26 protein-coding genes and 1 pseudogene are annotated in these 25,749 nt (G+C 58.4%); 26 read left to right on the forward strand and 1 reads right to left on the reverse strand.

What is annotated here, in order from left to right; all coding sequences use genetic code 11:
* The first annotated feature begins 44 nt into the window (after nt 1-44).
* The 13 genes from DWQ09_01170 (at nt 45) to DWQ09_01230 (ending at nt 11,565) form a co-directional block, all read left to right on the forward strand.
* Nucleotides 45-1,127 (forward strand): phenylphosphate synthase subunit beta, encoded by a 1,083-nt coding sequence (locus tag DWQ09_01170; protein ID KAA3630219.1) that lies wholly within the window; start codon nt 45-47, stop codon nt 1,125-1,127.
* 77 nt (nt 1,128-1,204) lie between these two features.
* Nucleotides 1,205-2,623: a phenylphosphate carboxylase subunit beta gene (ppcB, locus tag DWQ09_01175; GenBank protein ID KAA3630220.1), complete on the forward strand. Its 1,419-nt coding sequence runs from the start codon at nt 1,205-1,207 to the stop codon at nt 2,621-2,623.
* A gap of 12 nt (nt 2,624-2,635) precedes the next feature.
* The gene (ppcD, locus tag DWQ09_01180; GenBank protein ID KAA3630221.1) at nt 2,636-3,145 is read left to right on the forward strand and encodes a phenylphosphate carboxylase subunit delta; all 510 of its coding nucleotides are present in this window, start codon (nt 2,636-2,638) and stop codon (nt 3,143-3,145) included.
* Nucleotides 3,146-3,247: 102 nt separating this feature from the next.
* Nucleotides 3,248-4,660 (forward strand): phenylphosphate carboxylase subunit alpha, encoded by a 1,413-nt coding sequence (gene ppcA, locus DWQ09_01185; protein KAA3630279.1) that lies wholly within the window; start codon nt 3,248-3,250, stop codon nt 4,658-4,660.
* A 15-nt stretch (nt 4,661-4,675) separates the two neighbouring features.
* A complete protein-coding gene (locus tag DWQ09_01190) occupies nt 4,676-4,930 on the forward strand; it encodes a phenylphosphate carboxylase subunit gamma (protein ID KAA3630222.1) in 255 nt (84 codons plus the stop codon).
* A gap of 47 nt (nt 4,931-4,977) precedes the next feature.
* Nucleotides 4,978-6,339 carry a UbiD family decarboxylase gene (locus DWQ09_01195; protein ID KAA3630223.1) on the forward strand — a complete coding sequence of 454 codons (1,362 nt, stop codon included), beginning with the start codon at nt 4,978-4,980 and terminating at the stop codon, nt 6,337-6,339.
* Nucleotides 6,333-6,818 (forward strand): DUF120 domain-containing protein, encoded by a 486-nt coding sequence (locus tag DWQ09_01200; protein KAA3630224.1) that lies wholly within the window; start codon nt 6,333-6,335, stop codon nt 6,816-6,818. The genes DWQ09_01195 and DWQ09_01200 overlap by 7 nt, the downstream gene beginning before the upstream one ends.
* Nucleotides 6,815-7,498: an NUDIX domain-containing protein gene (locus DWQ09_01205; GenBank protein KAA3630225.1), complete on the forward strand. Its 684-nt coding sequence runs from the start codon at nt 6,815-6,817 to the stop codon at nt 7,496-7,498. The genes DWQ09_01200 and DWQ09_01205 overlap by 4 nt, the downstream gene beginning before the upstream one ends.
* Nucleotides 7,499-7,521: 23 nt before the next feature.
* Nucleotides 7,522-8,016, forward strand: a complete 495-nt coding sequence (locus tag DWQ09_01210; GenBank protein KAA3630226.1) for a hypothetical protein — start codon at nt 7,522-7,524, stop codon at nt 8,014-8,016.
* A gap of 38 nt (nt 8,017-8,054) precedes the next feature.
* Nucleotides 8,055-9,350: a phenylacetate--CoA ligase family protein gene (locus DWQ09_01215; GenBank protein KAA3630227.1), complete on the forward strand. Its 1,296-nt coding sequence runs from the start codon at nt 8,055-8,057 to the stop codon at nt 9,348-9,350.
* A 24-nt stretch (nt 9,351-9,374) separates the two neighbouring features.
* Nucleotides 9,375-10,055, forward strand: coding sequence for a CBS domain-containing protein (locus DWQ09_01220; protein KAA3630228.1), 681 nt, complete (start codon nt 9,375-9,377; stop codon nt 10,053-10,055).
* 104 nt (nt 10,056-10,159) lie between these two features.
* Complete coding sequence (locus DWQ09_01225) at nt 10,160-10,762, forward strand: UbiX family flavin prenyltransferase (protein KAA3630229.1); 603 nt, start codon at nt 10,160-10,162, stop codon at nt 10,760-10,762.
* The gene (locus DWQ09_01230; protein KAA3630230.1) at nt 10,708-11,565 is read left to right on the forward strand and encodes a serine/threonine protein phosphatase; all 858 of its coding nucleotides are present in this window, start codon (nt 10,708-10,710) and stop codon (nt 11,563-11,565) included. Before DWQ09_01225 ends, DWQ09_01230 begins: the two co-directional genes overlap by 55 nt.
* On the opposite strand, the gene DWQ09_01235 is transcribed toward DWQ09_01230, so the two are convergent.
* Nucleotides 11,552-13,255, reverse strand: coding sequence for an AAA family ATPase (locus tag DWQ09_01235; protein ID KAA3630280.1), 1,704 nt, complete (start codon nt 13,253-13,255; stop codon nt 11,552-11,554). The two genes, DWQ09_01230 and DWQ09_01235, sit on opposite strands and share 14 nt — an antisense overlap.
* A 594-nt stretch (nt 13,256-13,849) precedes the next feature.
* Between DWQ09_01235 and DWQ09_01240 the strand changes: the two genes are divergently transcribed.
* The 13 genes and pseudogenes from DWQ09_01240 to DWQ09_01300 all read left to right on the forward strand — a co-directional run bounded on the left by DWQ09_01240 (nt 13,850) and on the right by DWQ09_01300 (nt 25,749).
* A complete protein-coding gene (locus DWQ09_01240) occupies nt 13,850-14,794 on the forward strand; it encodes a J domain-containing protein (protein KAA3630231.1) in 945 nt (314 codons plus the stop codon).
* Nucleotides 14,795-14,800: 6 nt separating this feature from the next.
* Nucleotides 14,801-15,115 carry a MerR family transcriptional regulator gene (locus DWQ09_01245; protein KAA3630232.1) on the forward strand — a complete coding sequence of 105 codons (315 nt, stop codon included), beginning with the start codon at nt 14,801-14,803 and terminating at the stop codon, nt 15,113-15,115.
* Between the two features lie 47 nt (nt 15,116-15,162).
* On the forward strand, nt 15,163-15,603 hold the full coding sequence (locus DWQ09_01250) for a thioredoxin TrxC (GenBank protein ID KAA3630233.1): 441 nt from the start codon (nt 15,163-15,165) through the stop codon (nt 15,601-15,603).
* Nucleotides 15,531-16,072: pseudogene (locus DWQ09_01255) on the forward strand (type II toxin-antitoxin system YhaV family toxin). The gene DWQ09_01250 and the pseudogene DWQ09_01255 overlap by 73 nt, the downstream one beginning before the upstream one ends.
* Before the next feature lie 481 nt (nt 16,073-16,553).
* Nucleotides 16,554-17,657 carry a transaldolase gene (gene tal, locus DWQ09_01260; GenBank protein ID KAA3630234.1) on the forward strand — a complete coding sequence of 368 codons (1,104 nt, stop codon included), beginning with the start codon at nt 16,554-16,556 and terminating at the stop codon, nt 17,655-17,657.
* Between the two features lie 663 nt (nt 17,658-18,320).
* Entirely contained in the window at nt 18,321-19,556 is a 1,236-nt protein-coding gene (locus DWQ09_01265; protein KAA3630235.1) for an acetate/propionate family kinase, read from the forward strand.
* Complete coding sequence (locus DWQ09_01270; GenBank protein ID KAA3630236.1) at nt 19,531-21,930, forward strand: phosphoketolase family protein; 2,400 nt, start codon at nt 19,531-19,533, stop codon at nt 21,928-21,930. Before DWQ09_01265 ends, DWQ09_01270 begins: the two co-directional genes overlap by 26 nt.
* Before the next feature lie 93 nt (nt 21,931-22,023).
* On the forward strand, nt 22,024-22,479 hold the full coding sequence (locus tag DWQ09_01275) for a DUF2254 domain-containing protein (protein ID KAA3630237.1): 456 nt from the start codon (nt 22,024-22,026) through the stop codon (nt 22,477-22,479).
* Nucleotides 22,480-22,562: 83 nt separating this feature from the next.
* Entirely contained in the window at nt 22,563-24,047 is a 1,485-nt protein-coding gene (locus DWQ09_01280) for a F0F1 ATP synthase subunit beta (GenBank protein ID KAA3630238.1), read from the forward strand.
* Nucleotides 24,037-24,426, forward strand: coding sequence for a F0F1 ATP synthase subunit epsilon (locus DWQ09_01285; GenBank protein ID KAA3630239.1), 390 nt, complete (start codon nt 24,037-24,039; stop codon nt 24,424-24,426). Before DWQ09_01280 ends, DWQ09_01285 begins: the two co-directional genes overlap by 11 nt.
* Nucleotides 24,419-24,757, forward strand: a complete 339-nt coding sequence (locus DWQ09_01290; protein ID KAA3630240.1) for a F0F1 ATP synthase subunit — start codon at nt 24,419-24,421, stop codon at nt 24,755-24,757. Before DWQ09_01285 ends, DWQ09_01290 begins: the two co-directional genes overlap by 8 nt.
* Nucleotides 24,750-25,064, forward strand: a complete 315-nt coding sequence (locus tag DWQ09_01295) for an ATP synthase subunit I (GenBank protein KAA3630241.1) — start codon at nt 24,750-24,752, stop codon at nt 25,062-25,064. Before DWQ09_01290 ends, DWQ09_01295 begins: the two co-directional genes overlap by 8 nt.
* On the forward strand, nt 25,054-25,749 hold the full coding sequence (locus DWQ09_01300) for a F0F1 ATP synthase subunit A (GenBank protein ID KAA3630242.1): 696 nt from the start codon (nt 25,054-25,056) through the stop codon (nt 25,747-25,749). The genes DWQ09_01295 and DWQ09_01300 overlap by 11 nt, the downstream gene beginning before the upstream one ends.

Raw genomic sequence — 25,749 nt, forward strand, 5'->3', positions numbered from 1 at the left:
TGGCTTCGGCCAGCCGGGCTCCGGCCGCCTAGAGGAAAAGGGTTATGAAGGGAAATGCACCACTGGTTTGTTGGTTTCAAGAGTGCCGAAAAGAGGATGTACCGCTGGTCGGGGGCAAGAACTCATCGTTGGGGGAACTGATTAACGCCGGTATTCGAGTACCGCCGGGATTCGCCCTGACCACCCACGCCTACCGCCAGTTTATCGAGCAGGGGAAACTCAGCGAAAAGCTGATGGGCCTGTGTGACGGCATCGATGACACCGATATGCAGGCGCTGGAGGCCGCTTCCGTAGAAGCGCGTCGGCTTATCGAAGAGACCGATCTGACGTACGAGTTGGAAGACAGCGTCGCCGAGTACTATCGCAAACTTTCCAATTACTGCTGCATGCCGGCCACGCCTGTTGCCGTTCGTTCCAGCGCTACCGCTGAGGACTTGCCCGATGCGAGTTTTGCCGGTCAACAGGACACCTATCTCTGGATTCGAGGCGTCGACGATGTGCTGAACCGCGTCAAGACATGCATATCGAGCCTCTACACGGCGCGTGCCATTGCGTACAGAAACAAAAACAAGTTCAAACATCATGAGGTGGCTATCAGCGTCGGGATTCAGAAGATGGCCAACTCGTGGACGGCCGGCGTGATGTTCACACTCAATCCGAGTAACGGTGACCGCTCCAGTATCGTTATCGATTCGAACTTCGGATTTGGTGAATCGGTCGTGTCGGGGGAAGTGACACCCGACCAGTTCCTTGTGAACAAGGTGTCGGAAGAGATCATGGCGCGCACGATCTCGTGCAAAGAGGTCTGTTACACCGTCGATCCCATTACCCAAACATCGATACGATCCGAGGTTCCTGCTGAACGCCAGGAGGTTCAGTCATTGCTGGACCACGAAATCGAAGAGTTGGCGCGCATGGGCAAGTTGATCGAGAAGCACTATGGACGACCCATGGACGTGGAATGGGCCGTTGATAAAACAGTCCCGTCCGGTGGCAACATCTTCATCCTCCAGGCACGCCCCGAGACGGTGTGGAGTGCCCGCAAAACCGATCCGGTCAGCGGCGGCCGCAAATCGGCCCTCGAGCACATCGTCAACTCGGTGATGACGGGAAAGCGGCTGCAATGATGAGAGACCATCGCTTGCAGGCCCTTGTCAGAAGCAGTGCGTAACAGTCACACAACATAACCAAAAGGATAGCCACCATGGATCTACGAAATTTCATCGACAAATGCGAGAAAGCCGGCGAACTGGCGCGAGTCAGCGCCGAGGTCGATTGGAATCTCGAGCTTTCGCACATTTCGAAGGTGACCGAAGAGAAGAAGGGACCAGCGCTGCTGTTCGAGAATATCAAGGGGTATGACTCGCCCGTTTTTACCGGCGCGTTTGCCACCGCAAGTCGTCTGGCGATGTCGGTCAACATGCCGGGTCACTACTCGCTTTGCGATTCCGCGCGCGAGTGGATGAACAAGACCATCGATGAACTGATTCCGGCAAAGGAAGTAAAAGAGGGTCCGATACTGGAGAACATTCACTCCGGTAAAAAAGTGGATCTGAACATGTTTCCGGTGCCGCGGTTTTTCCCCAGGGACGGCGGGCGCTACATCGGTACGGCCACCTTCCTGGCGATTCGTGACCCCGACTCCGGGAAAGTCAATCTCGGCACCTATCGCATGCAGATGCTCGATGAAAAACGGTGCGGCGTGCAGATTCTGCCCGGCAAACGCGGCGAACGCATCATGAACAAGTACAAGAAAATGGGCAAGAAGATGCCCGCGGCTGCAGTTATCGGTTGCGATCCGTTGATGATGATGGCCGGCGCCCTCCAGCACGAAGGTGCCCAAAGCCAGTACGACATCATCGGTTCGGTGCGCGGTGCGCCGTCGGAGTACATGCTGGCGCCGATGACGGGATTACCGATTCCGGCGGGGGCAGAGATCGTGCTCGAGGGAGAGATCGATCCGGAGAACTTCCAACCCGAAGGCCCGTTTGGCGAGTACACCGGGTATTACACCGACGAACTTTACAAGGTGATCAAAAAACCGTGTCTCGAGGTCAAGCAGATCCTGCACCGCAATAACCCGATTCTGTGGGCGACGTCGGTGGGCCGTCCGGTGACCGATGTGCATATGCTGCTTTCGTTTACCCGCACCGCGATGTTGTGGAGCGATCTGGCCAAAATGGGAATTCCCGGTATCAAGTCGGTCAATGTGATGCCGGAGTCTGCCGGCCGTTTCTGGGCGGTGGTTTCCGTAAAGACCATGTATCCCGGTCACTCTTCCCAGGTCGGCCAGGCGGTCATCTCCACCATAACCGGCAGCTACGGAATCAAGGGTGTCATCGTTGTCGACGAGGACATCGAGGCCGACGATGTGCAGCGCGTCTTCTGGGCGCTGGCGTGTCGTTACGATCCCATGCGCGGTACCGAACTCATCAAGCGCGGTCGTTCGACGCCTCTTGACCCGGCACTCGATCCCAGCGTCAGCAAACTGATCACCTCCCGGATTCTGCTCGATGCGACCATTCCCTTCGAATGGGAGGAAAAGCCCGTCGAGGTGGCCCTCGACGAGGCGACCATGGAGAAGATCAATTCGCGTTGGGACGAATACGGAATCAAGCTTTAGGGGGAATCGGTAATGGAGCAGGCAGAGAATATCAAGCTGGTGATTCTCGATGTCGATGGCGTCATGAGCGACGGCCGCATTGTCATCGACGACAACGGTGTCGAACAGCGCAATTTCGACATCAAGGATGGTTTTGGTGTCGTGGCCTTGCAGATGAGCGGCATCGAATGCGCCATCATCACATCAAAAAAATCGGGAGCAGTGCGCCACCGCGCGCAGGAGTTGAAGATCGCCCGCTTTTATGAAGGTATCAAAAAGAAAACCGAACCCTACGAAGAGATGCTCAAAGACAAAGGCATCGCTGATGCCGAAGTCTGCTACGTGGGCGACGATCTTGTTGATCTCAAGATGATGAAGCGCGTCGGCCTGCCCGTTGCGGTGGCTGATGCGGTCGACGAAGTGAGAGCGGCGGCGGTCTATATCACCAAAGCGCGTGGCGGCTACGGTGCCGTGCGCGAAGTGGCCGAGATGATTCTAAAGACGCAAGGTAAGTGGGAAAAGATTCTGGAAAAGGTTGGCTAACGGTATCAGTAACTAGAGGAATCCATTGTGAGCACTGTGAGAAAAGAGAAAGCAGTTGGCGCTGATTACGGCGCACCGGACAGCAATCGCGAGTTCATCGACATGTTGTTGAAGACCGGTGATGCGGTCGCCATCGAGCAGGAGGTCGATTGGGACAACGAGGCAGGGGCGATTGTGCGGCGAGCGTGCGAGCTGGGCGCGCCTGCCCCCTACATGAAAAAAATCAAGGACTATCCCGGCAACAGCTATTTCGGCGCGCCGCTGTCCACCTACCGGCGGATGGCCGTCTCATTGGGCATGTCGCCCGATTCGACACTGCCGGAGATCTCCACGGAGTATCTGCGCCGTACCAACAGCGATCCTATCGAACCGGTGGTGATCGAACGCAGTGCCGCTCCCTGCAAAGAGAACGTGTGGATGGGCGACGATGTGGACCTCACCAAGCTGCCCGTGCCGCTGGTGCACGAAGGCGACGGTGGCCGCTACATCGGCACCTGGCATGCGGTAGTGACCAAGCACCCGATTCGCGGGGATTACAACTGGGGCATGTACCGCCAGATGATGTACGACTCGCGCACCATGTGCGGCGCGGTCTTTCCCTTTTCCGATCTGGGCAAGACGTTGAACGACTACTACCTGCCGCGCGGCGAGGCGATGCCTTTCGCCACCGCCATCGGCTTGTCGCCGCTGGCCGCCATGGCAGCCTGTGCGCCGTCACCGATTCCGGAGCCTGAGTTGACCGGCATGCTCGGTGGTAAGCCGGTGGAGCTGGTGAAGTGCGAAACCAACGACCTGCTGGTGCCGGCCAACGCCGAAATCATTCTCGAAGGCGTGATCACGCCGGACGTGATGGTGGAGGAGGGTCCGTTCGGCGAGTACACCGGTTACCGCACCTCGCCGCGTATGCCGCGCGTTACCTTCCGCGTCAATTGTGTCACCTTCCGCAACAACGCGACCATGACCATCTCCAACATGGGCGTACCCATGGACGAGGGGCAGTTGCTGCGCTCCTTCTCGCTGGGTCTGGAACTGGACAAGCTGCTGCGCAGTCAGGGCATTCCCATCACGGGCGTCTACATGCACCCGCGCTCCACGCATCACATGATGATCGTCGGCGTGAAGGTGACCTACGCGGGAGTCGCGCAGCAGATCGCGCAGCTCGCCTTCGGCAGCAAGCTGGGGCCGTGGTTCCACATGGTGATGGTGGTGGATGACAGCATCGATATCTACAACTGGGACGAGGTGTACCACGCCTTCTGTACCCGTTGTAATCCGGAGCGTGACATTCACATCTACAAGAACACCACCGGAACCTCGCTGTACCCGCATGCCAGCCCGCATGAGCGTGCCTATTCGATCGGTTCGAAAGTATCGTTCGACTGCACCTGGCCGGTGGATTGGCACAAGATCAACGACGTACCGACTACGGTCTCTTTCAAGAACGTCTACCCGCAAGAGATTCAGGATCGCGTAACCAGCAACTGGGAAGCCTACGGCTACCCACCGGTCAAGTAATTGAGGAGAAAGCAGATGAATAAGTGGGAAACCTTTGTGATGGAGCTCGACGAACTGCCGGAGGACTGCGATCTCGAGTTGACCATACGCACGCTCAATGACGGGCTGGACAAGTACACCTATAAGCGCGTCAAGGCGCGGGTGTCGACTGATACCGCCAAGTTCGGCGATTCGCTGCAGGTTCGCTTCGGTCGCGGTCAATTGGCCAAGGAGCGTTTTTCCATCAATGTGCTGAAGGAGATTCAGCGTTTTCCTGAGAAATATCTCTGAAGGATAGATAGCGAACAGGGTGCTGAATCCCCCGAGCGTAGACGACAATGGCTTACACGGATTTGCGGCAATTCTTATCCGATCTGGGAACCGATCTGGTACGGGTGAAAGAGAGTGTCGATCCTCGCTTTGAGGTCGCCGCGGTTCTTAAGGCATTGGGGGATCAGCACCCCGCCGTCATGTTTTCGAACGTGCGGGGTTATGCGGGCGCCAGCATATGCGGCAACCTGCTGGGCAAGCGCAGTCGCCTGGCCAGAGCATTTGGTACCACGGCCGAAAAGCTTGCGGCGGTCTATCTGGAACGAAAAGGGCGCGGGATAGCGACGGTCGATTGTCATGGTAAGGCGCCGGTGAAGGAGGTGATCAAGCGGGATCCCGATGACCTTCTCGCACTGTTGCCCATTCTGACGCACTACGAGAAGGACGCGGCGCCCTTTATCACGTCGGGCGTGGTCCTGGCGAAAGATCCGGCAACCGGACGCCGTGCAATGGGGATACACCGGATGATGGTGCACGGAGGTAATCGTCTGGGTGTATTCCTCGCCAATCCTCCCTTGTCTCAATTCCTGGAGAACGCGGAAAAAGAGGGAAAACCACTGGAAGTGGCGGTAGCCCTTGGCCTGGAGCCTGCCACGTTGGTGGCCGCTGTCGTAAAGGCGGGTTCAACAGGACCGGACAAGCTTGAGATTGCAGGTGCGCTACGCGACGAACCTGTGGAGCTGGTGCGCGCGGAATCCGTCGAGATTGATGTTCCGGCGCACGCTGAAATCGTCATCGAGGGGAAAGTACTGCCGGGCGTACGGATGAAAGAAGGGCCTTTCGGCGAAAATACCGGTTATTACTTTACCAACGAAAGCCCGGTTATCGAGATTTCCGCCGTCACCCACCGCGATGGTTTCGTCTATCCGGGATTGTGTCCCTGGACAGCCGATGTAGATTCCCTGTTGTCACTGGCGGCCGGTACGGAACTGTTGTGGCAGTTGCAACGTCATGTTGGCGCCGTTGCGGATCTGGAGATGCTCGGTGGGACGATCGGTTTTTCCGCAGTCATCTCCGTGGGCCGCTGTTCAACCAGCGAAGTACGCAGACTGATTCAGTTGGCGTTGTCTCTGGATAAGCGATTGAAGTCGGTTACCGTCGTTGACGACGATGTGGATATACGTGATCCCCGAGAAGTCGCCTGGGCGATGGCGACTCGCTATCAACCGAGCAGGGATACCCTGACAATCGACAGGACCGAACCTTACGTAATCGACCCATCAGCGGTTGCACTCGGCTGCGGTTCGAAAATCGGTTTTGACGCCACAAAAGGGACGGGACCAGAGTACGAAAAGGTCGTCATACCCAAGGATGCAAGGTCGCGGGCGCAGACTCTGCTGGCGGGAATCGTTCAGGCGCCGACATGTTGACTGTAGAGACCATTCTTCAAGCCGAGACTCTGAGTTTGAGCGGAGTGGTCAGCAGTGGTCTGGGTGAGGGCTGTATGTTCACCAGTCTGCCCTGGGCGGCCAGCGAGTTCGAGAGGAAACTGGGTTTCATTCCTTACCCGGGAACATTCAACCTGACCATGACCGGCAAAAAGTGGGAACGGGGAAGGAAACGTATGCTCACAGAACCGGGTATCGCCATTGAGCCCGCGACCGGATTCTGCGATGCGAAATGCTTTTGGGTCGTGATCGGCGAGCAGGTCGCCGGTGCTGTGGTCATCCCGGATATCAGCGAGTATCCCAACGACAAACTGGAGATTCTTTGCCCGGTTCCGGTTCGCAGGACATTGGCCGCGAGTGACGGTCACGAGGTATCGATAAAGGTAGCGCTCGACGTAAATCACCGGTGCGATCGGGATGTTCCCCAAGTGGCCAGTGGGGCATTGGGGGGAGGGCAATGAGAGACCGGACATCGGAATCGGGCGCCGCTCTTCAGACGTGTCAGAAGCCGGCGTATTACCTGAGGGGCGCTCATTTGGCCGGTGGGCCGCAATCCTTTCGCACCCGAATCCGACCCGGGGGCACCTCTAACTTTGTCGGGCCCAACCGCAAATCGGTTGTGGCGGACTATGCCTCTTGTGCCCAGTGCATGCGTTACAGAAGTGCCGCGCTGCTCGGCAGACAACCCCCTGGACGGTGCAGTGATTGCGGGTGTTCCCTGACTCGGGAATCGGTCGCCTTGGCACTCATCGAGCACCGCAAGCGATTGGTGCTTATCAAAAGAACGAAGGCACCACTGGCGGGATATTGGGCACCACCCGCAGGCCATGTGGAGATGGGAGAAACAGTGCCGCAGGCAGTGATCAGGGAAGCGCGGGAAGAGAGCGGGCTGGAGATAACACTGGATGGAATGGTGGGTATCTATACCGAGCAACGTCTGTCGGGTGCGGACTCGCACATGGTCATCACGGCCTTCAACAGCCACTCGGTAAATGGCGATCCCGTGGCCGGAGATGATGCAGGAGACATCGCCCTTTTTGCGCGCGGCAAACTGCCTCAGCAACCGCCGCCCAGGCAGGGTACAGCAACAGATTACTGGGTCTACGGAGTCATTCAGAGATTGACCGCAAACTGGCGCTAGTCAGCGGCGCCGCAAATTTACTCATGAGACGGAGGGTTCGAGACGTGAACAATATTACGACCGCTACAGCGCATCCGATTACATCGGAACTGCCGGATGGATTGTTTGATTATCTCAGTGCGGGAGCGTTGAGCATTGTTATGACCGTTGGTGAGGATGGTTATCCGACTGACGCGTTTACCTGGGCAGCGGCTGTCGACAAAAAGCGCGTTCGGTTTGGCGCCGACCATGGCAGCAAGACGCTCAAGAATCTGGAGCGCGACGGTCGTGCAGCTGTGCAGATTATCGGACCAGACAATATGGTTTTCCTGGTCAAGGGCAAGTGCCGCCAGATCAAAGAACGCATTGACGCCGCACTCCCACTGGAGATTTCCATGTGGGAAATGGAGGTCATGGGTGCTCGTGATCAGTCGTGGCCGGGTGCTTCGCCGCTGCCGTTTGCCGTGCAATGGTCGGGAAAAGACCGTGGAAAACTGGTGCGCATGGAGCAGGACGTGTTTCAGGAGATGCGCAGCTAGCAGCGTCGCTAGGGGACAGATCCGTGTCGGAAAAAACCATGATCTATTTCGATGAGCAGACAGAAACGATGCCACGCGAGCAGCTGCACGAGTTGCAGTTGCGAAAACTCCAGGCGATGCTGAATGAGTTGTGGGAGAAAAATCTATTCTATACCCGGAAATGGCGAGCCGTAGGTGTAAAGCCTGCTGATATCACATCTTTGGAGCATTTATCCAAACTGCCGCTGACGACCAAGCACGAGTTGATGAGCGATCAGGAGCTCAATGGCCCTTTCGGGAACAACCTTACCTATCCCATCGACTCCTATTCCCGGTTCCATCAGACATCTGGAACGACCGGTGTACCGTTGAAAGTGCCGGATACCGCTGACGGGTGGAACTGGTGGGGGCGTTGTTGGGGACATGTGCTGGCAGGTGCCGGGCTGACCTCTTCTGACCGACTCTTCATGGCCTTTTCCTTTGGGCCGTTCGTCGGGTTTTGGGCAGCGGTTGAGGGTGCAAGACAGATAGGCGCGATGATGATACCCGGCGGTGGGAGGGATTCCCTCCAACGGCTGGAGCTGATGCGGGATGCCGGAGCGACCGCTTTGGCGTGTACGCCAACCTACGCTTTACGGCTTGCCGAGGTGGCGCGTGAAACGGGATTCGATCTGAGCAGCATTCCGATCAAAGCAACGGTGCATGCCGGTGAACCAGGTGCAAATGTGCCTTCCACGAAGCAGAGAATAGAGCAGTTGTGGAATGCCAAGTGTTTCGATCACGCCGGTGCTACCGAGGTGGGGGCGCACTCCTTTGAGTGCTACGCCCAACCGGGAGGCACACATCTTATCGAAAGTGAATACATCGCTGAAGTTATTGATCCGGAAACCGGGGATCCCGTGGCACCCGGCGAACGTGGCGAACTGGTGATAACCAATCTTGGGCGGTTGGGTTACCCGGTCATTCGGTACAGAACGGGAGACGTGGTGCGCGTCAATCTGGATAAGTGTGTGTGCGGGAGAACTTCGCTGCGCTTCGAGGGCGGGATACTGTGCCGCGCTGATGATATGGTGACGGTACGCGGTGTGAACGTGTATCCAAGCGCCGTCGAGAACATAATCAGAAAGTTCGATGAAGTGGATGAGTTTCGGGTGACGGTCAGCAAGCACAAACACATGGACGAGATGCAAGTGGAGATCGAGTTTATCGTGGGTGCGCAACCGGAGATTGCGGAGACTATTGCGGAAAGGCTGAGCTCCATGCTGGCGTTTCGCCCCAAGGTGGTTTTGGTGCCGCGTAATACGCTTCCACGCTTCGAGCTGAAAGCAAAGCGTTTTTACGTCAATGCGGCGTAACCAGAGATTACAGAGGGTATATCGATGAAAGTCACCAACTGGATGCAACCAAATCCAAGAACCATCACCAGCGATGCGCTGGTCAGTGAGGCGAAACGGATTTTAAGCGAAAACAATTTGCGTGCGCTGCCAGTGGTCGACGACGGAGAACTGCGAGGTCTGATTACGCGCGCGAGCTGTTTGCGCGCGACTGAATTCGTCACCAGGACGCAGGACGTCAACGAGTTCGACTATCTGGTAAACCGGCTCAAAGTCAAAGACCTCATGGTGCGCCGTCCGGCCACCGTTAAGGCCACCGATACGATGGAGCATGTGCTGCAAAAGGGACAGACACTGAAAATAGGGCAGTTCCCGGTGCTTGAAGGAGATCAGGTGGTAGGATTGATTTCAGCAACCGAAGTGTTCAAATTGGCTGCGATTTTCCTTGGTGTCTTTGAAAAATGGAGCGGAATCACATTGGCTCCTATAGAAATAGAGCCAGGAACCGTTGGCCGAATTGCCGCCATCGCCGAGGGCGCTGGCGCAATCGTACACTCGATCTATCCGATTGGTCAGGAAGTTGCTGGTGGTCCGAAGCGAGTCATACTTCGGTTTAAATGTACCGCCTGCGAGAAGGTGGATGAAGTGGTATCGGCATTCGAAGGGGCGGGGTATAAAGTACTGGAGTTCGACGCCGAGCTGCAGAAAAATATCGAGCATGGCTGACACCGGGGCGAGTTGAATCCGTCTGCCTCGCAACCATAGTCAAGCGATGCGAGAGCATTGCCCGGAACTGATAGATGGATTGAGGAGCAAGGAGAACAGCTGATATGAGTTTGCCCTTGGTCGTAGCAATTACCGGCGCAACCGGTGTCATATATGGCATTGAGGTCTTGAAGGCACTCAAGGCTGCAAATGTACCCACTCATCTCGTTCTCAGTGAATCGGCGATACGGAACATCACTTTGGAAACGGACTATTCGCTGGATACCGTGCGGTCGCTGGCAGATCGGGTTCACAACAACAAGGATATAGGCGCCGCGGTTGCCAGTGGTTCATTCCGGGCGCGTGGGATGATTGTGGCCCCCTGCAGCATCAAGACGCTTTCGGCCGTTGCCAATTCTTTTAACTACAATCTCGTGGTTCGCGCGGCAGATGTGACGCTCAAAGAACGCCGACCATTGGTGTTGATGGTGCGTGAGACTCCATTGCACAAAGGACATCTCGACCTCATGAGCAAGGTTGCGGATCTCGGCGGCATGATACTTCCGCCTATGCCGGCCTTTTATCACGCGCCTCAGACGATCATGGATATCATTCACCAGAGCGTGGGCAAAGCACTGGATCTGGTTGGGGTGGAACATACGCTGTTCGAGCGATGGACAGGCGATATGCCAGGCAAGAAGTCCATGCCTGTGACCGGTTCCGAGTAAGCGCAGAGATGCACCCGCCCGCTCGCGACTGGTGGGTACCCGAAGGCAGCATCATCTACGTCATCGGGGACATTCACGGTCGGGTCGATCTGCTCGATGCGCTACTGGAGCGCATTGCTGACGACGAGGGTCAGCGTGGGACGACACAAAGATGCCTGGTGTTTCTGGGTGACTATATTGACCGTGGCCCCGCTTCAAGAGAAGTAATTGATCGACTTCTCAATGATCCGCTACCCACCTTCCACAAAGAGTTTTTGCTGGGCAATCACGAACAAGTCATGCTGCGCTACCTGAATGGGGATCTGCGGGTGGCGCGTCACTGGCTGCAAAAGGGCGGCTTGCAGGCTGTGAGTTCCTACGGTCTGGATGTTGCGCTGGAAAATTTGACTGATGACAAAGCTTTGGAATCACTGAGAAAGGCGATTAAACAAGCCATTCCGAATCGGCACATGGATTTTTATCAGCATCTGAAGTCCAGCCACAGAGAGGGTGATTACTATTTTGCCCATGCGGGAGTATTGCCCGGGGTGCCTTTGGAGCAGCAAACGGTACGAGATCTGGTGTGGATACGTGGGCGTTTTCATCGTTCTGTTGTCGATCACGGCGTCAGGGTCGTTCATGGTCACGAGGTGGTGCCGAGAGTGGAAGTGCGAACCAACCGGATAGGAATCGACACGGGTGCGTATCGCACCGGGGTACTTACCTGCCTCGTGCTGAATGCGAACACGATCCGATTTCTGCAGACAGGTCAGCGGGGTGCTCCTGATTCCGAGCAAAGTCGGCTCGATCTCAGTTCAGCGTAGATTCCTGGTGTTTTTTCAGTCGATACGCCAGTTGCGGCCGGGTGATTCCCAGCATGCGCGCCGCTCTCGACAATTTACCGTCGGCGAGTTCAACGGCTTTTTCCATGAGACGGTGTTCGAAGTCTTCGATTGAAATCCCATCGCTGAGCATGGTTTCCATGACCTCGCTGATATCAGATCTGGAGGCAATGGCGGGCGACTGGCGTTGTTCGAGATTTCCGGTGCTGTTGAGTTTGAGCACCATCGAAGCCTGGAGGTCCTCCGGGGCAAACAAGTGCGAGAGATCGATTGCCTGGCCGTCTTCAGCGAGGATTACGGCGCGCTCTATGAGATTCTCAAGCTCACGTATATTTCCCGGGAAGTTGTAGTCATACAGCGCATCCATTGCTCTGCTGGTGAATCCGGTAACCTCTTTTCCATGGAGGGTTGAGAACTTATCCAGGAAAAAATCCATTAATGGAGGAATGTCCTCGCGGCGTTCCCGCAGCGGAGGGATTCGAACGGGAAACACATTGAGCCTGAACATCAGGTCATCACGGAATGTGCCTTGGTCGACCGCCTCTTTCAGATCGACATTGGTGGCGGCGATGATGCGAACGTTGATCTTTCGAGTGATGGTATCGCCCACGCGCTCGATCTCTTGCTCCTGAATGGAGCGCAGCAGTTTTATCTGGGCCGCCATCGTCAACGTTCCGACCTCGTCAAGAAACAACGTTCCGCCGTTGGCACGTTCGAAGCGCCCCGGTCGTGATTGGCTGGCGCCGGTGAACGCGCCTTTCTCGACGCCGAAAAGTTCGGACTCGACCAGATTTTCGGGAATGGCCGCACAGTTGACGGCAATAAAAGGTTTGTCGGAGCGTTTGCCCATGCGATGCAACATCTTGGCAAACATCCCTTTGCCAACGCCTGTTTCACCAAGAAAGAGCACCGTGGCATCGGTGTTGGCCACTTTGCGCAACATTTCGCAGACTACGACAAGCCCGGATGAATTCCCGACTATGCCATGAGAAAGCATGGCGCAATCCGCGACATCGTCTCTCGAGCCCGGCGCGGTGCGGGTTTTGGACGCTTTTCCGCGAGAGAGCGCGTGTGTGCTTCCTTTGTCGAGTCGCAATGCCACCAGTTCTTCTTCGATGTCGTCCCATAGCGGCAATGGTTTTCCGATCATCCGGCACGACTGACTTCCCGATGCGCGACACTCGATCTCCTTGAACACAACATCCCTGCCCATAAAGGTGCTGATGTAACCGCTAGCGTAACCCACCTGCATCCAGCAACTCGGAACGTTCGACAGACCAAAATCAGCGATTTGTGCGTCCGCTTCAAACGATCCGGAAAAGGTGAATTCTCCAAAAAAGGTGCCCTTTTCGAGATCCGCTTCCAATTGCACCGGTTGCAGGGAGATGACCCCCTGGATAGCGCGGAGCTGCGGCCCGACGAGGAGCGCATCCTTCACACTGCAGTGCGGGCGGAGCTTGCGGGCCAGCGCGGCATCGCGGCAACCCGATGCGTATCCCATGCGGGCAAGACAACCACGCGCATCCTCGATGCCAAGGTTCTCGATCAATTCGCGGCGAAGAGTTGTCAGCGTGGAGAGATGGATGAGGGCCACGCGTTGCGTGTCGAGCCAGATCTGTCCATCCCGCAGCGAAAACCGCAGACGTTCGGCCAAATCACCAATATCCGGCACGTCGGTGGTTTCGAGTGTCTCTGGACCGATCAGGTGTCCGGTGACCGATTTCCAGTCTTTTTTACGTGAGACCTCATCGTTCATTCGGTTTATCCCCCGCCGCTGTCGGTCCGGAACCATGGCACGGATTTCCAGTTCCCGTTTTTTCCGTTAATACCTGGGTTCACCTCGGTCGTGTCGAGAAAGGTGGACGTCAAACATTACTGGGTCGATTCTACTCTTGTTCCATTGCGAATGTCAGCGGTGTGCCATCCATTGCTGCCGGCCGGGTATGACAGGTAATGGAGGCGTGGTGGTTTAGAGGGCGATAGTCCTGCCACCGTCATGCTTCCCGACTTCGATGCCATCGACAACAGGCACCGGGTTTTGCATTTCTGAAGAACGGAGCGCCGGCGCACGGTGACGGGACGGTTCACGGACAAGCGTAAAGAGGCGATACTAGAACCTGTCTCGAAATCCCGCGACCGGTACAGCTCACAGGGGATCTTGAGACGGGTTCTACAATTCGGGGGTTGAAAAGCACTCTGCCGGTGCCAAATAAGAGAACGGAACCGTGTACCGGGCGATAACGGTACCGCTCACTATGGAACTGCCATGGAATTCAAAGATTACTATCAGATCATGGGCGTCAAGCGCGACGCCACCCAGGACGAGATCAAGCGTGCCTACCGCAAGCTGGCGCGCAAGTTCCATCCGGACGTCAGCAAGGAGCCGGACGCCGAAGCGCGCTTCAAGGAGATCGGTGAGGCCAACGAGGTGCTCAAAGACCCGGAGAAACGGGCCGCCTACGATCAGTTGGGCGCCAACTGGAAAGCCGGGCAGGAGTTCCGGCCGCCGCCGGAGTGGGATCAGGGTTTCGAGTTCCACGGTGGTGGTTTCACCGAGGCCGATGCGTCTCAGTTCAGCGATTTCTTCGAAAGCCTGTTTGGCCGCGGATTCGACCACGGCGAAGCCCGCCACGCCGGATTCAATGCGCGGGGTGAAGATACCCATACCAAGGTGATGATCGACCTCGAAGACGCCTATCAGGGTGCCAGCCGTACGCTGACACTGAGGCAGACCGAACTGGGCCGTGACGGGCGCCCCGCCATGAAGGAGCGCACGCTCAACGTGCGTATCCCCAAGGGTGTGCGCCAGGGGCAGCATATCCGTTTGGCCCGGCAGGGCGGCGCGGGAATCGGCAAGGGTGGACCGGGCGACCTCTATCTCGAGGTCGAATTTCGTCCCCACCCCTTTTATCACGTTGAAGGCCGGGACGTGTTCCTGGATCTGCCCGTAGCACCCTGGGAAGCGGCGCTCGGTGCGACGGTCAAGGCGCCCACGCCCACCGGTGTTGTGGATCTGAAGATACCGGCGGGATCCGCCACTGGCCGTAATCTGCGGCTCAAAGAGCGGGGCATCCCCGGGCAGCCACCCGGGGATCTCTACGTCGTGGTGCAGATTGTCCTGCCACCCGCCGATTCAGAGGCCGCCAAGGCTGCCTATCGCCATCTGCAAGAGGCGCTGCCCTTCAACCCACGCTCACGTCTGGGGGTTTGATCCGACATGAAAAAGCAAACAGTATCGCTGTTGACCGGAGAGGTGTTGGAAGAGGAGGTGGAGTTGACCCTGGGCGAACTGTGCCGCATCTGCCAGGTGCCCGCCGAGCAGGTGTTTGCGCTCGTGGAGGAGGGCGTTGCCGAACCCCTGGGTCGCGATCCAGCGCGCTGGCGGTTCCGCGGGATCACGGTGCGCCGGGTGCGCTGCGCGATACACCTGCAGCGCGATCTGGGGGTCAATGTGGCCGGCGCCGCGCTGGCGCTCGATCTGCTGGAAGAGCTCGAAGCGATGCGCGCCCGCCTGCGGCGCTTTGATGTCTGAGGAGCCAAATACATGTACGGTAAAGCAGTGACAGAGGGGGGACGACCATGGGTGACGTAGTGCATATCGTCTGCCCCGCCTGCGATGCGGTAAACCGGATCCCCATGGCCCGCCTCACAGAAGGTCCGAAATGCGGCAAATGCCACCGGCCATTGTTCAGCGGTCAACCGCTGGCCTTGACGGGGGCCAATTTCCAGAAACACATCACCTGTAGCGACATTCCGTTACTGGTCGATTTTTGGGCGCCCTGGTGCGGCCCCTGCAAGATGATGGCTCCGGCCTTCGAACAAGCCGCCCGCCAGCTCGAGCCGCGGGTACGACTGGCCAAGGTGAACACCGAGGATGAGCAGACGCTGGGTTCACAGTTCGGTATCCGTTCGATCCCGACACTGGTGCTGTTCCAGGACGGGCGAGAATCTGCACGACAGGCCGGAGCGATGGGCTTACCCGAGATCGTACGTTGGGTGGAGGGCAAACTGCCCGCGTGATCCTGCGCAACGCCACAAAACGATTGCCGGCGATCGCGCAGCTGGCTTTTAAGGTTATCCCACAAGATCCGGCAAGACCGGAATGTCGGCAGGGCAACACCCTGGGTGATGACAACGAGCACCTGTTCCGTGCCAGTTTCTTTCAGCAGTTCCGGCTATGCTTCCGCTACCATGCCCCAAGCAAGGTGATTGCTTATGCCTGGGTGCTGATGTGGGCACCAAGCGGGCATATGAGGGCAGTGACGATACCTGCCGGGTTTTCCGCAAGATGCTGGAGTGTGGTCATCGGCCCGACGATTGGCATCAGTTGCTTTCTGAGGCACGGAAAGAGTCGAAGCAGATTCTGGCGCCGTTTACAGATGCGGTAGCGCAGTCATGGGCGTGCTGGGGTACCGTGCGGGGAATGGCGTGGCTTGACGCTGGAATAGCACTCCCATGGATTTCCGGCACAGCTCGCGGGGGATTTTGAGATGGGTTCTAGTTTGATCCTTGCGCGATGGGGTGGTCGGAAGACCGGAAAGTCAGGTGCTGGCGTCAATGTACTCGAGGCTGATCCGAGGTTCGTGGACAGATACCTGGATGCCCATGACTATACTTGCAAGGTTCGGCTCGGAGCGTTGAAAAGTTGATCAGGCCCTGGTGGTATTTCTCCTTCCCCTGATCGGCCTTGTGATCTGGTACGTTACGGAACGAGGTAAACAACCGTTCTGAATTTATTCCCGGAGGACCGCAGTGGTGCCTTTTATCGCGGGCAGCCGCGCGCCAGAGACGAGGCTCTGGTCGAATCGATCTCCGGCTTCGCATCATCGGTTGGTCTGCTGCAGGTCATCGCAGCTATCGTTTGCCGCGACGCCCATCGTCGCCAATCCATTCAGCGGCCAATCCCCTTGCTGTCCAGCGACCCCGGTAAGCCGTTCGGGAAAGTTTCGTTCCCTCAATCAGGAAACATCATGAATGCTACACAACAACTACACGACCTTGGCCAAAGGCTATGGCTCGACAACATCACGCGCGGGCTGATGACCGGCGGCACACTGAACCGCTATATCCGCGAGCTGTCAGTGACGGGGTTGACGTCCAATCCCACGATCTTCAATCAGGCTATCGGGAACGCTGACTTCTATGATGCGGCCATCCGGCAGAAAGCGCGGGCCGGCAAATCCGCCGAGACTCTGTTCTTTGAGCTGGCGTTGGAGGATTTGACCCGGGCCGCGGATCTTTTCCGTCCGATCCACGCAGCGACCGGCGGGGTTGACGGTTGGGTTTCGCTGGAGGTGTCGCCCTTGCTCGCAGACGATGCCGCCGGCACCATCAAGGCGGCGGCACAACTGTATGCGCAGGCACAACGAGCCAATATCTTTATAAAGATTCCGGGGACCCGTGCCGGTATTGGGGCGATCGAGGAGACGATCTTTGCCGGCATACCGGTGAATGTGACCTTGCTTTTCTCCCGCGAGCACTACCTTGCAGCGGCCGAAGCGTATATGCGCGGCATCGAGCGGCGCCTCGCCGCCGGCCTCGATCCGGCGGTCGGTTCCGTGGCATCGATTTTCGTCAGCCGCTGGGATGTCGCGATCAAGGAAAAGGTTCCTGCGGCGCTTCGCAACCGGCTCGGCATCGCTATAGCCAAACAAACCTACAAGGCTTACTGTGAACTGCGCAAATCAGAGCGCTGGCAGACACTGGCCGCCGCAGGTGCCCGACCGCAGCGCCTGCTCTGGGCCAGCACCGGGACCAAAGATCCTGATGCCCCGGATACCCTGTACATTGAGTCGCTCGCCGCGCCGGATACCATCAATACCATGCCGGAGAAAACGCTGCTCGCCTTTGCCGAGCATGGTCAAATACATGGTGCGTTACCCGCCGACGGCGGCGATGCCGAAGCCATGGTCGCCGAGTTTGCCCGTGCTGACGTTGACTATAGGGCGCTTGCGGCGCACTTGCAGCGCGAGGGCGTGCAATCTTTCGCTGAGTCCTGGAACGAACTGATCGAGCGTATAACGTCCAAGAGCGCTGCACTGACGCAGAGTCAGCCAGGGGGCACCACGCCATGACAGTCATAACGCACTCGATCAATCTGGTGTGAAACGCCAAACCATCCTCATCCACGCGCCGGGCAACGTTGTGCTTGGTGGCGATTCAAGGGGGATTGCCAGGAGCAGATGGGTTGCAGCGAGCCCGTCCGGCGACGGACTACACGCCGCGTCTCATACCGCAGCGCGGTGGCGTCGCGATCCCATTGGCAGACGCACGAATCCTTTGGCAGCAGTGATGATTGGATGCCCGCATGAATACGTGGTAGAGGTATCGGAACGTACCAGGGTTCGGAGTGGTGTTCCGTTACCCATGGGCGCCCATGAGATAGGGCAAAGCGTGAATATCGCCTTTGCTGATATTCAACGCCGGCGCCGTGCGGTCGGGTTCGCTTTGCCCCGGCGCCGCCGGGTGATCGGTGGCATCTGACCGCCAAAATCGCTCGCGAAACGCCACAGAGCTGCATGCTGCCGGCCTGAAACCGCGTTGCGATGATTCACAAACTTACCACCTGCGCCCGCGATCCAGTGCCATACTACTGGCTCGGTGAAGGAACGATCATAAGGTGGCAGACGGTGGCGACAGAGTCACAATGAGATGAGCAATCCCGATTTCCGCGTGGTTTCCGGGTTCATTGGGGCAACCGGTCCCGTTCGGATTGCAGAAAGTCAAAGGAGTTATCCCTGAATCCCGCTAACCCCCGCATCCTGACGATCAATGGTGGATCGTCGAGCATCAAGTTCGCGCTGTTCGAAGCCGGCGACACGCTCCGACGGATACTGGAGGGCGGAATCGAGCGGATTGGGCTGCCACAGGCCCACTTTCGGGTGCAGGAATCGAGTCCGGCAAACAATCTTTCTCGTCCGATCACGGCGCCGGATCATGCGGAGGCGGCGAGTGTGCTGATGGATTGGATCGAGGAGCGTAGCGGGCGTGATGCATTGACCGTCGTGGGGCACCGCGTGGTGCATGGTGGACCGATGTACTGCGAACCACAACGCATCACGACGCAAATGATCGAGCAACTGCGCCACCTCAGTCCATTCGCTCCGGAGCACCTGCCTCAGGAGATCCTGCTTACCGAAGCAATTCGACACCGATTCCCGGACCTTCCTCAGGTGGCGTGCTTCGACACGGCTTTTCATCATGATCTGCCGCGCGTTGCGCGCCTGTTGCCACTCCCGCGCCGCTATGAAGAGCAGGGGGTGCGACGCTATGGCTTTCACGGGTTGTCCTACGCCTTTCTGATGGAGGAACTGGGCCGCCTGGCCGGCGCGGAGGCGGCACATGGCCGGGTGATCCTCGCCCACCTCGGCAATGGTGCGAGCCTGGCGGCGGTACAGGGCGGCAAGAGCATCGACACCAGCATGGGCTTCACCCCCGCAGCAGGCGTCCCGATGAGTACCCGCTCGGGTGATCTTGACCCCGGACTTCCCGGGTATCTGGCGCGCGCGGAAAACATGAAGGCGGAGCAATTCAACGAGATGATCAATTCCCGGTCCGGGCTGCTCGGCATGTCGGAAACCAGCTCCGACATGCGTGACCTGCTTGACCGTGAAACGCGGGACGTGCGGGCGGCCGAGGCGGTTGCCCTGTTTTGCTATCAGATCAAGAAAAGGATCGGTGCCTACGCGGCGGCGTTGGGCGGACTGGACGCGCTGGTATTCGCGGGTGGTATCGGTGAACACGCACCCACGGTCCGCGCACGGATCTGTGACGGTCTGGGATTTCTAGGTATTGAGCTCGATGAACGGTGTAACACCGCAAATGAGGCTGTGATTTCCAAGGAAAAGACGCCAGTCGCTGTCCGCGTCATACATACGGATGAGGAAGTCATGATCGCGAAGTCGGTCTGTCGCGTTCTAAAAATCCCAATGGAAAAGGAATACGAACATGGTCAGCAAGAAACAAACGCCTAAGCACGCGAATAAGCCACTTTCGGCGGATCTTCTGCATAAGATGGACGCTTATTGGCGCGCCGCCAACTATCTATCGGTTGGCCAGATTTACCTGTACGACAATCCGCTGCTCAAGGAGCCCTTGCGGCTGGAGCATGTGAAGCCGCGCCTGCTGGGGCACTGGGGTACGGTGCCGGGCCTGAATTTTGTTTATGTCCACCTCAACCGGATCATCCGGCAATACGATTTGAACGTGATCAACGTCACCGGCCCTGGGCACGGTGGGCCGGCTCTGGTGGCCAATACCTATCTGGAGGGGACGTACAGCGAGTTTTATCCGAACGTCTCCCAGGATGAGCAGGGGATGAAGAGGCTGTTCACCCAGTTTTCCTTTCCCGGCGGCATCCCCAGCCACGTCGCACCGGAAACCCCCGGTTCCATCAACGAAGGCGGTGAACTCGGCTATGCCCTGTCGCATGCCTATGGCGCCGCGTTCGACAATCCCGACCTGCTGGTGGCCTGCGTGGTGGGCGATGGCGAGGCGGAAACCGGCCCGATGGCTACCAGTTGGCACTCCAACAAATTCCTCAACCCGGTTCGTGACGGTGCCGTTCTGCCGATTCTGCACCTGAACGGCCACAAGATAGCCGGCCCCACCGTGCTGGCGCGCATTCCCCACGACGAACTGGACGCGCTGTTTCGCGGTTATGGATACACGCCTTATTTTGTCGAGGGCGACAACCCCGAGGCGATGCACCAGCTTATGGCGGCCACCCTCGATACCGTGGTGGCTGAGATTCGGCACCACCAGCAAGAAGCGCGCGTCAAAGGGTTTGGCGAGCGCCCGCGCTGGCCCATGATTATCCTGCGCTCGCCGAAGGGCTGGACCGGACCCGAATCCGTTGGTGGCAAGCGGATCGAGGGAACCTTTCGTGCGCACCAGGTTCCGGTGACCAATTTCGTCAAGGATCCCAAGCATCTAAAGATCCTTGAGCAGTGGATGAAAAGTTACCGGCCCGAAGAGCTGTTTGATGAGCAGGGCAGGCTGATTCCGGAACTGGCCGAACTGGCGCCGAAAGGCCAGTGGCGCATGGGCGCCAACCCGCATGCCAATGGCGGCAAGCTGCTGCGCGATCTGAAAATGCCGGACTTCCGCGACTTCGCGGTCAAGGTCCCAAAACCCGGGAAGGTGGTAGCCGAAGCGACACGCGCGCAGGGTGAGCTCATGCGCGACGTGATGAAGCTTAACGCCGAGGCACGCAACTTCCGTATTTTCAGCCCGGATGAAACCACGTCGAATCGCTGGGATGCACTGTTCGAAGTGACCGACCGTTGTTCGACGGCTGACATTCTTCCCGACGACGAGCATGTCGCGCCCGATGGCCGGGTGATGGAGATGTTGAGTGAGCATCAATGCCAAGGCTGGCTCGAAGGCTATCTGTTGACCGGGCGACATGGTTTTTTCTCATGTTATGAGGCCTTCATTCACATTGTCGATTCGATGTTCAACCAGCACGCCAAGTGGCTCGATGTGACACGCGACATTACGTGGCGACGGCCTATTGCCTCGCTGAACTATTTGCTGTCTTCGCACGTGTGGCGGCAGGATCACAATGGCTTCAGTCATCAGGATCCGGGGTTCATCGATCTGGTGGCAAACAAGAAGGCGGAAGTCATCCGCGTCTATTTGCCGCCCGATGCCAACACCCTGCTGTGGGTGACCGACCATTGCCTGCGCAGTCACAATGATGTCAATGTCATCGTCGCCGGCAAGCAGCCTTCGCTGCAATGGCTGGACATGGATGCTGCGATCAGGCACTGCACCGCCGGACTCGGCATCTGGGAGTGGGCCAGCAACGACGAAGGCGGTGATCCCGATGTGGTCATGGCCTGCTGCGGTGACGTGCCAACGCTGGAGACGCTGGCGGCGGTGAAGATACTGCGCCAGCACTTCCCGGAACTGAAGATCCGCGTCATCAACGTCGTGAATTTGATGACGCTTCAGCCGCAAAGCGAGCACCCCCACGGTATCTCCGACAAAGACTTCGACGTACTCTTCACGCGGGACAAACCCATTATTCTGGCGTTCCACGGCTATCCCTGGTTGATTCACCGTCTGACCTACCGCCGTACCAATCATCAGCAGTTGCACGTACGCGGATACAAGGAAAACGGCACCACTACCACTCCATTCGACATGGCGGTATTGAATGATCTGGACCGTTTCCATCTGGCTGGCGATGTGATAGACCGTGTGCCGAGCCTGGGCTCACGCGCTGCCTACGCCAAGCAGTTTCTGCGCGACAAGCTGCTCGACCACAAGGCCTACATCGAAAAATACGGTGAAGATATGCCGGAGATTCGCAATTGGCGGTGGAAGGATTCCACCTTATGAGCAACGCCGTGTGCGGCAGAGACCGTTGTACGCAAGCCGGGCCTGGGTCGCGTCGATGCCGACCTGTTGCCCGAGAGAAAGGGTTAGGAACCACTGATCAAGTCGTGTTCAGTGATTCTGTTGCCCGGAAGCGACGATTGCGATGTGGGAAAGCTTGGCAATAGCGGGCTGTTACCCGCACTTTCACCGGGTACCAATGACACCTCGACGGCTCTGCTGTGCGTGGATTATCTGACGGCGATTCTGCCTCGGCTGAGCATTCGGCAATTCCCGTCAGTAAACCGCTATGATGGAGAATCGCTGCGCGTAATCACCATAGGCGCGACCTTTGAAGGTCGGCTGGCAGAGGCGTTCGACCAGATCCGGAGCAGCGCCGAAGGCAATGTTGCCATCATGGCGCTTATGCCAGGCGCCATCCATGCCATCGCCAGCCTGACGGCCAGCCCGCCCCACAAACGAGCGCTCGACGAACAGGTACAATGGATTGCCGAGCTGGCCGAGCGCACCATCAGATCCACGCATGATCGCGCGGATGGAAACACGGCTTAAGGACAAAGGCGGTGCGCTCGAAGCCAAGCCCGCTTTGTGCCCAGCGCAAGAATGGACATAGTTTTGTGTAACGGAACCGGAAAATGAAAAAAATCCCCCTTTTATCGAATTCCGGCGTGGTCGTCTCAGTGCGTGGCAGCGTGGTGGATATGCGCTTCGATGTGCAGCTGCCGCCGATCCACGCGTTGCTGCGCACGGGGGAAAAGGATCAAATCGTCATCGAAGTGCTGGCGCAACTGGATGCGCGCCGCGTACGGGGTATTGCGTTGAACCCGACCCAGGGCCTGGCACGTGGCATGACGGTGGAAGACTCCGGCGGGCCGTTGCAGGCACCGGTCGGCAGAGACATCCTCGGGCGCATGTTCGACGTGTTCGGCAAAGCCATCGATCGTGCCGCGGCACCGCCCGATGTGCAATGGCGGTCCATACATCAGCTGCCGCCGCCGCTGGTGCGCCGCACCACCCGATCGGAGGTGTTTGCAACCGGTATCAAGGCTATCGATGTGCTGATGCCGCTGGAGCGCGGCGGCAAGGCGGGCCTGTTTGGCGGGGCAGGGGTGGGCAAGACCGTGCTGCTCACCGAGATGATTCACAACATGATCGGCCAACACGAAGGCGTGAGTATCTTTTGCGGTATCGGTGAACGCTGCCGCGAAGGCGAGGAACTCTACCGCGAGATGAAAGAGGCCGGCGTACTGCCGAACATGGTGATGATCTTCGGCCAGATGAACGAGCCGCCGGGGGCGCGTTTTCGTGTCGGTCACGCCGCGCTGACCATGGCCGAGTATTTCCGCGACGACGAGCGCCGTGACGTATTGCTGCTCATCGACAATATCTTCCGGTTCATCCAGGCCGGCTCGGAGGTCTCCGGGCTGATGGGGCAGATGCCCTCACGTCTCGGTTATCAGCCGACCATGGGCACCGAGCTGTCACAGCTGGAAGAGCGCATCGCCAATACCGTCAGCGGCGCCATCACCTCGATCCAGGCGGTGTATGTTCCGGCGGATGATTTCACCGACCCGGCGGCGGTACATACCTTCTCGCACCTGTCCGCATCAATGGTACTGTCGCGCAAGCGGGCGAGCGAGGGGCTGTACCCCGCCATCGATCCGTTGCAGTCCAATTCCAAGATGGCCACACCGGGTATCGTCGGCGTCCGGCATTATGCGCTCGCACAGGAGATCCGCCGCACGCTGGCGCAATATGCGGAGCTCAAGGACATCATCGCCATGCTCGGCCTGGAGCAACTGTCGCCGCAGGACCGTGCCGTGGTCGCCCGCGCCCGCCGCCTGGAGCGTTTTCTGACCCAGCCGTTTTTCACCACCGAGCAGTTTACCGGGCTCCCGGGCAAGCTGGTCAGCCTGGAAGAGTCACTGGACGGCTGCGAGCGTATCCTGAACGATGAGTTCAAAGACTACCCGGAGAGCGCGCTCTATATGATCGGCGCGGTGGACGAGGCGAAACACAAGCTGCGGCCCGGCAGCGGTGCAGGCAGTGACGCGTCTGGCTCCGCGCTGGAACTGCAAGCTGAGGCCAGACATGCCGCCGCCGAGCCGGATGAATCTTAGGATCCTCCTGCCTTTCCAGGTCTTTGCCGACGAGGGCGACGTGGTGCGTATCGTCGCCGAGACCCGTACCGGCTCACTGGGGCTCTTGCCACGGCGGCTGGATTGTGTCGCGGCGCTCGCGCCCGGTATCTTGACCTACGAGACCGCAGCGAAGGGCGATATGTATGTAGCGGTGGATGAAGGAGTGCTGGTCAAGACGGGGCCGGAGGTGCTGGTTTCCGTGCGCCAGGCGATAGTGGGGACGGACCTCGGTGAGCTGCGTGATGCGGTGGAGCAGGAGTTTCTGACCCTGGACGAGCATGAGCAAAGCATGCGTTTCGTACTGGCGAAAATGGAAAGCGACTTCATCCGCCGCATGATAACGTTCCACCATGACTGACGGAGAGCGGGACACGCCTGCGAAACAAAAGCCATCGCTCGGGCAGGAGGTTGGCAGGAAGGCGGCACGCAAGCTCAAGGCACAGCGCAACGCCGCGCCGGGTGTCTGGTTCGGCCTGGGCATGATGGGGCTGATCGGCTGGTCGGTGGCGATCCCGACGCTGCTCGGCGCGGCACTCGGTATCTGGCTCGACAAGCACTATCCCGGAAGCCACTCCTGGACGTTGATGCTGCTGATCATCGGGCTGACCATTGGCTGTCTGAACGCGTGGCATTGGGTCGCCAGGGAAGACAAGGCGATGCGGGACGAAGCGGAGGATGGGGATGAATGACTGGTTGACGCTGGCACTGGCAGGGCTGGCGGGCCTGGTGCTCAGCGCCCTGTCCTTTGGCGGCCTGTGGTGGACGGTGCGCCTGGGCGTCGTATCCAGGCGCCCGGCGCTGTTGTTTCTTGGCAGCCTGCTGCTGCGGACCGCAGTCGTCGTGACGGGATTCTATTTTGTGGGAGATGGTGATTGGCGACGGCTGCTGGCCTGCCTGGTTGGATTCGTCGTCGCGCGCAGCATCATCACGCGGCTCGCCGGCCCGCCGCTCGACCACTTTAAAACCCCGGTGAAAGAGGCCGGCCATGCGCCTTAGTCCCGATGAACTCATTTTCTGGGAATACGGGTTCTTCAAACTCAATGCCACCATCGTCTTCACCTGGGCGCTGATGCTGGTGCTGGCCGTGGGCGCCAGGCTGATCACCCGCAGACTCTCCATCGGACTGCACCGGGCCCGCTGGCAGAATGTGCTGGAGATCATCGTCATCGCCATCGAGGAGCAGCTTGTAGACATCGGGCTCAGTAACCCGAAACGCTACGTCGGTTTTCTGGGTACGCTCGTGTTGTTTCTCGCCATGAGTGCCCTGTGCACCATCATCCCCGGCTACCAGCCGCCAACGGGTTCGCTCTCGACCACAGTGGCGCTGGCCCTGTGTGTGTTTGTCGCGGTACCGTTTTTCGGTATCGAGGAGCGCGGTCTGCGCGCCTATCTCAAGTCCTACGCCCAGCCGACGTTCATCATGCTGCCATTCAATATCATCAGTGAAATCTCCCGTACCCTGGCGCTGGCCGTGCGTCTGTTCGGCAACATGATGAGTGGCGCGATGATCATCGCGATCCTGCTCACCATCACGCCATTCATCTTTCCGATCGTCATGATGGCGTTGGGACTGCTCACCGGCATGGTGCAGGCCTATATTTTCTTCATCCTGGCCGCGGTCTACATCGCGGCCGCGACCCGTGTCCAGGCGCCTGAAGCCGCTGCCGGGTACACCCATTGA

It is taken from the genome of Pseudomonadota bacterium, from assembly GCA_008501635.1.
Taxonomy (GTDB): Bacteria; Pseudomonadota; Gammaproteobacteria; order QQUJ01; family QQUJ01; genus QQUJ01.